Source organism: uncultured Amaricoccus sp. (assembly GCF_937858865.1).
Taxonomy (GTDB): domain Bacteria; phylum Pseudomonadota; class Alphaproteobacteria; order Rhodobacterales; family Rhodobacteraceae; genus Amaricoccus.
In genome coordinates this window covers 1-5,101 of record NZ_CALLYO010000371.1, presented here as the reverse complement: position 1 = coordinate 5,101, position 5,101 = coordinate 1, and the positions used below count along the sequence as shown (strand labels likewise).

Here is a 5,101-nt window from a genome sequence, read left to right as displayed (position 1 = left end):
CGGCGCCGGCGGGTCGTCCAGGATGTCGCGGAACGCCCGCATCGCCTCGCCGTCCCAGGCCGGATGCACCCGGTCGAAGAGCACCGCGTCGGCCTTCTCCAGCGCCGCCGCCAGCATGAAGCCGGTGCGCGTCGCCCCGCTCGCCGCCGCGGCATGGTCGATCCACCGCCGGTCGGCATCGGTGATGCGGAATGCCATCATCTCGCGCGCCCCGCGCCGTCGCTCCGCCATCGCCCCGACCTCCCTTCGCAGCGCCGCCGGCAGCATCGCCGGCACCCTGATAGCTGTCAATACAACGTATAGACGGAAAAATCGTTAAGTGAAATGAATGGCTTGCCGCCTGGGCACACGTGCCCGGGTGTGCGCGAGCCGCTTGAGGCGGGGCTGGCGGGCGGTTAGCATCGGGCTTGCCGACCCCTCGCGCCAACAGAGCCGGAGCTCGACATGGCCCTCCGCCCGACCCGCCGCGACCTTCTCTCCGCCGGCCTCGCCGCCGGCGTGCTGCCCCTGCTGCCGCGCCGGGCCGGGGCCGCCGGCATCGCCACCGGAGAGCCGGCGCCCTTCTCCTTCGCCATGCTCCGCGACATGGCCGAGGCGCTGGCCGGGCAACCCTTCGTCCCCGTCCAGCCTGCCCAGGCCGAGATCCTCGAGTCGCTCGACTACGACCGGCACAACCAGATCGTCTACCGCAAGGACGCGATGCTCTGGGGCGACGTGCCGGGGGCGGCGAAGGTGCGCTTCTTCCATCCCGGCCGCTACTTCAAGGAGCCGGTCGCGATCAGCGTCGTCGAGGAGGGCGAGGCGCGCGAGCTCCTCTTCTCGCGCGACCTCTTCGAGATCCCCGACGGCAACCCGGCCCTGGAGCTCGACGACGCCGGCTTCGCCGGCTTCGCGGTGATGGACCCCGAGGCGAAGAACGACTGGATGGCCGTCCTCGGCGCCTCCTACTTCCGCACCTCCGGCTACTCCGGCCAGTTCGGCATGTCCGCCCGCGGCCTCGCCATCGACTCCGGCGGCCCCGGCCCGGAGGAGTTCCCCCGCTTCACCCGCTTCTGGCTCGAGCAGGCCCCCGCCGGCGGCATCGTCATCTACGCGCTCCTCGAAAGCCCCCGCGCCACCGGCGCCTACCGGATGGCGACCGCGCACGACAACGGCGTCTTCCAGGACATCGAGGTGGCGCTCTTCCTGCGCGGCCAGGTCGACCGCCTCGGCATCGCGCCCCTCACCTCGATGTTCTGGTACGGCAAGAACAACCACTTCGTCGGCCCCGACTGGCGCCCGGAGATCCACGACAGCGACGGCCTCGAGATGCAGCTCTCCTCCGGCGAGCGCATCTGGCGCCCGCTCAACAACCCCCCGCGGGTGATGGCGAACAGCTTCCGCGCCGACGGCCTCCGCGGCTTCGGCCTCGCCCAGCGCGAGCGGAGCTTCGAGGAATACCAGGACGACGGCGTCTTCTACGAGAAGCGCGCCACCTGCTGGATCACCCCCGAGGGCGACTGGGGCCCCGGCTCGGTGATGCTGGTCGAGCTCTCCACCAACGACGAGATCCACGACAACATCGTCGCCTTCTGGAACCCGGCCGCGCCGGCGGCCCCGGGCAGCCGCCACGACCTGCGCTACAAGCTCGACTGGGTGGAGGATTCCCCGCCCCAGTCCGTCGCCCGCTTCATCGCCACCCGGATCGGCGCCGGCGGCGTGCCCGGCCAGCCGCGCCCGGCGAACCAGGTCAAGTTCGTCTGCGACCTCGACGGCAAGGGCCTCGAGGGCATGGACCGCTCGAGCGGCGTCGAGGCGGTGGTCGAGGCGAGCCGGGGCGAGCTCAGCCTGATCTACGCCTATCCGATCGCCACCACCGACCGCTGGCGGGTGACCTTCGACCTCGGCATCGGCCCCCCCGACCAGGGCGACGAGCCGATCGACCTCAGGATGTACCTCCGCCACGAGGGGCAGGCGATGTCGGAGACCTGGCTCTACCAGGCCTTCCCCTCGCAGCTGCACCGGCTCCTTTCGGAACGTGCGTGAGAGACCGGCCGGGCCACGCCTTGCCCCTGACCGGTCCGGCGCTTAGGTTGGCCGCGAGAGTTCCTTTCCGCCGGAAGCCCGCTTGACCGAGACCGCCTACAGGGTCCTGGCCCGCAAGTACCGTCCCGCGACCTTCGCCGATCTGATCGGGCAGGAGGCGATGGTGCGCACGCTCCGGAACGCCTTCGCCTCGGACCGGATCGCGCATGCCTTCGTGCTGACCGGCGTGCGCGGCGTCGGCAAGACCACCACGGCCAGGATCATCGCCAAGGGGCTGAACTGCGTCGGCCCGGACGGGCAGGGCGGACCCACGATCGAGCCCTGCGGCGTGTGCGAGGCCTGCCGCGCCATCGCCGAGGGGCGGCACGTCGACGTGCTCGAGATGGACGCCGCCTCGCGCACCGGCGTCGGCGACATCCGCGAGCTCATCGACGGCGTCGCCTACCGGGCGGCGAGCGCGCGCTACAAGGTCTACATCATCGACGAGGTGCACATGCTCAGCACCTCGGCCTTCAACGCGCTCCTGAAGACCCTCGAGGAGCCGCCGGCGCACGTGAAGTTCATCTTCGCCACCACCGAGATCCGCAAGGTGCCGGTGACGGTCCTGTCACGCTGCCAGCGCTTCGACCTGCGCCGGATCGAGCCCGAGGCCATGCTGGCGCATCTCTCGCGCATCGCCGAGGCCGAGGGCGTCGCGGTCGCGCCGGACGCGATGGCGCTGATCGCCCGGGCCGCGGAGGGCTCGATGCGCGACGCGCTCTCGCTGCTCGACCAGGCGATCGCGCACGGTGCCGGCGAGGCGACGGCGGAAGAGGTGCGCGCCATGCTCGGCCTCGCCGACCGCGGGCGGGTCCTCGACCTCTTCGAGGCGGTGATGCGGGGCGATGCCAAGGGGGCGCTCGCCGAGCTCGCGGCGCAATATGCCGCCGGGGCCGATCCGCTGGCGGTGCTGCGCGATCTCGCCGAGGTGACGCACTGGGTCTCGATGGTCCGCCTGACGCCCGAGGCGGCCGACGACCCGACCGTGGGGCCCGACGAGCGGGCGCGCGGGCTCGACTTCGCCGCCCGGCTGCCGATGCGGGCGCTGACGCGGATGTGGCAGATGCTGCTCAAGGCGCTCGAGGAGGTCGCGGCGGCGCCGAGCGCGATCATGGCGGCGGAGATGGCAATCATCCGCCTCACGCACGTCGCCGAGCTGCCGACGCCCGAGGAGCTGGTGCGCCGGCTGGGCGACGGCTCGGTCCCGCCGCCACCGGGCGGTGGCGGCCGGGGCGGCGGCCGCGGGCCGGCGCCCGGTCCGGCTGTGGCGACGGCCGTCGCGGAGGAGCCGCGGCCGGCGGCGGTGACGTCGCCGGTTGCCCAGGGCGCGCCGGAGACGGGGCCGCTCGCGCGGTATGCGCAGTTCGAGGACGTGGTGGCGCTGATCCGGGCGCGGCGGGACGTGAGCCTGCTGGTCGAGGTGGAGAAGGGCGTGCGCCTCGTGCGCTACGCGCCGGGGCGGATCGAGTTCGAGCCGGCCGAGTCGGCGCCGCCCGATCTCGCGGCGCGGCTGGCGCAGCGGCTGCAGCTCTGGACCGGGGTGCGCTGGGGCGTGGCGGTGGTGGGCTCCGGCGGCGCGGCGACGATCGCCGAGGTGCGCGCCAGGGAGAAGGGCGACCTCGAGGCGCGGGCGCGGGAGCATCCGATGGTGCAGGCGGTGCTGGCGGCCTTCCCTGGGGCGGAGATACGCGACGTGCGGCCGGAGGACGTGCTGGCGGCACCGGCACAGGCGGCGCTTTCCGACGACGATCAGGATGATTGGGATCCGTTCGATCCCTTCTCAGAGGAGTGAGGCATGGTGAAGGGCTTGGGCCAGCTTGGCGACATGGCCAAGATCATGAAGCAGGCGCAGGAGATGCAGACCCGCATGGCCGACGCGCAGAACCGTCTCGACGAGATCGAGGTGACGGGCGAGGCGGGGGCGGGGCTGGTCCGGGTCACGGCATCGGCGAAGGGGGCGGTGAAGCGGCTGGCGATCGACCCTTCGCTCTTCGTGCCGGAGGAGCGCGAGGTGGTCGAGGACCTGATCGTGGCCGCGATCAAGGACGCGCAGGCGCGGGCGATGGACGCGGCCCAGGCGGAGATGGCGAAGATCACCGAGGGGCTGGCGCTGCCGCCGGGGATGAAGCTGCCCTTCTGATCCGATGGCCGGGGCGGGCGAGGCGAGCATCGAGCGGCTGATCGCGCTGATGGCGCGGCTGCCGGGCCTCGGCCCCCGCTCGGCCCGGCGGGCGGTGCTGGCGATGGTGCGGCGGCGCGAGGTTCTGCTCGAGCCGCTGGCCGGCGCGCTCGCCGAGGTGGCGGCGAGCGTCCGGGAATGCCCGCGCTGCGGCAACATCGCCACCGGCGATCTCTGCGGCATCTGCGCCGACCCGCGCCGGGAGACCGGCGAGATCTGCGTGGTGGAGACGGTGGCCGATCTCTGGGCGATGGAGCGGGGCGGGGCCTTCCGCGGCCGGTATCACGTGCTCGGCGGCATCCTCTCGGCGCTCGACGGGGTGGGGCCGGAGGCGCTGCGCATCCCGGAGCTGGTCGCCCGGGTGGCCGCGGAGGGGACGCGCGAGGTGATCCTCGCGCTCAACGCCACCGTCGACGGGCAGACGACGGCGCATTACATCGCTGGCGAACTGGCGCCCCTCGGGGTGACGGTGACCTCGCTCGCCAAGGGAGTGCCGATCGGGGGCGAACTCGATTATCTCGACGACGGCACGATCGGCGCGGCCCTGCTGGCGCGCCGGGCGATCTGATCCTCCTCCGGGTGAATGGTTCGGTGTCGTCGCACGCGCGCCCCGCGCGCCCCCGCGTTGACCTCTCTCTGGTCACGGCCGCAAATCGTATGGCCGCTTTCCAGCCCCTTTCCGGCCGCATTCCAGTCCGCCCAAGTCGCTGTTAACACGAACGGAATTCCCCTCGATCCCGACTCAATCCTCCGGGCCGTATGAGAGGCCTTGGCAGGAGCCATTCTATTCATCGACGGCTTCATTCTCCGGGAGCAGCTTGAAAATCCCAACCGTCCGACCCGGCTCTGGATCAAAGC

At 72.2% G+C, this 5,101-nt stretch carries 5 protein-coding genes; 4 read left to right on the top strand and 1 reads right to left on the bottom strand.

Going from position 1 to position 5,101, the window contains the following annotated elements:
• A partial coding sequence (locus tag Q0112_RS10615) for a DUF1778 domain-containing protein (RefSeq protein ID WP_297974974.1) occupies positions 1 to 231 on the bottom strand: 231 nt, incomplete at its 3' end.
• 213 nt (positions 232 to 444) lie between these two features.
• Between Q0112_RS10615 and Q0112_RS10610 the strand changes: the two genes are divergently transcribed.
• From Q0112_RS10610 to recR, 4 genes are all read left to right on the top strand, one after another.
• The gene (locus Q0112_RS10610) at positions 445 to 2,025 is read left to right on the top strand and encodes a glucan biosynthesis protein (protein ID WP_297974971.1); all 1,581 of its coding nucleotides are present in this window, start codon (positions 445 to 447) and stop codon (positions 2,023 to 2,025) included.
• An 82-nt stretch (positions 2,026 to 2,107) separates the two neighbouring features.
• The gene (locus Q0112_RS10605; protein WP_297974969.1) at positions 2,108 to 3,856 is read left to right on the top strand and encodes a DNA polymerase III subunit gamma/tau; all 1,749 of its coding nucleotides are present in this window, start codon (positions 2,108 to 2,110) and stop codon (positions 3,854 to 3,856) included.
• Between the two features lie 3 nt (positions 3,857 to 3,859).
• Positions 3,860 to 4,204 carry a YbaB/EbfC family nucleoid-associated protein gene (locus Q0112_RS10600; protein ID WP_297974966.1) on the top strand — a complete coding sequence of 115 codons (345 nt, stop codon included), beginning with the start codon at positions 3,860 to 3,862 and terminating at the stop codon, positions 4,202 to 4,204.
• A 4-nt stretch (positions 4,205 to 4,208) separates the two neighbouring features.
• Positions 4,209 to 4,811 (top strand): recombination mediator RecR, encoded by a 603-nt coding sequence (gene recR, locus Q0112_RS10595; RefSeq protein WP_297974964.1) that lies wholly within the window; start codon positions 4,209 to 4,211, stop codon positions 4,809 to 4,811.
• Positions 4,812 to 5,101: the final 290 nt, after the last annotated feature.

Bases quoted from the DNA above. Each gene is read 5' to 3' on its own strand.
- Q0112_RS10610 (WP_297974971.1), top strand. From the start codon at position 445: ATGGCCCTCCGCCCGACCCGCCGCGACCTTCTCTCCGCCGGCCTCGCC.
- Q0112_RS10600 (WP_297974966.1), top strand. From the start codon at position 3,860: ATGGTGAAGGGCTTGGGCCAGCTTGGCGACATGGCCAAGATCATGAAG.
- recR (WP_297974964.1), top strand. From the start codon at position 4,209: ATGGCCGGGGCGGGCGAGGCGAGCATCGAGCGGCTGATCGCGCTGATG.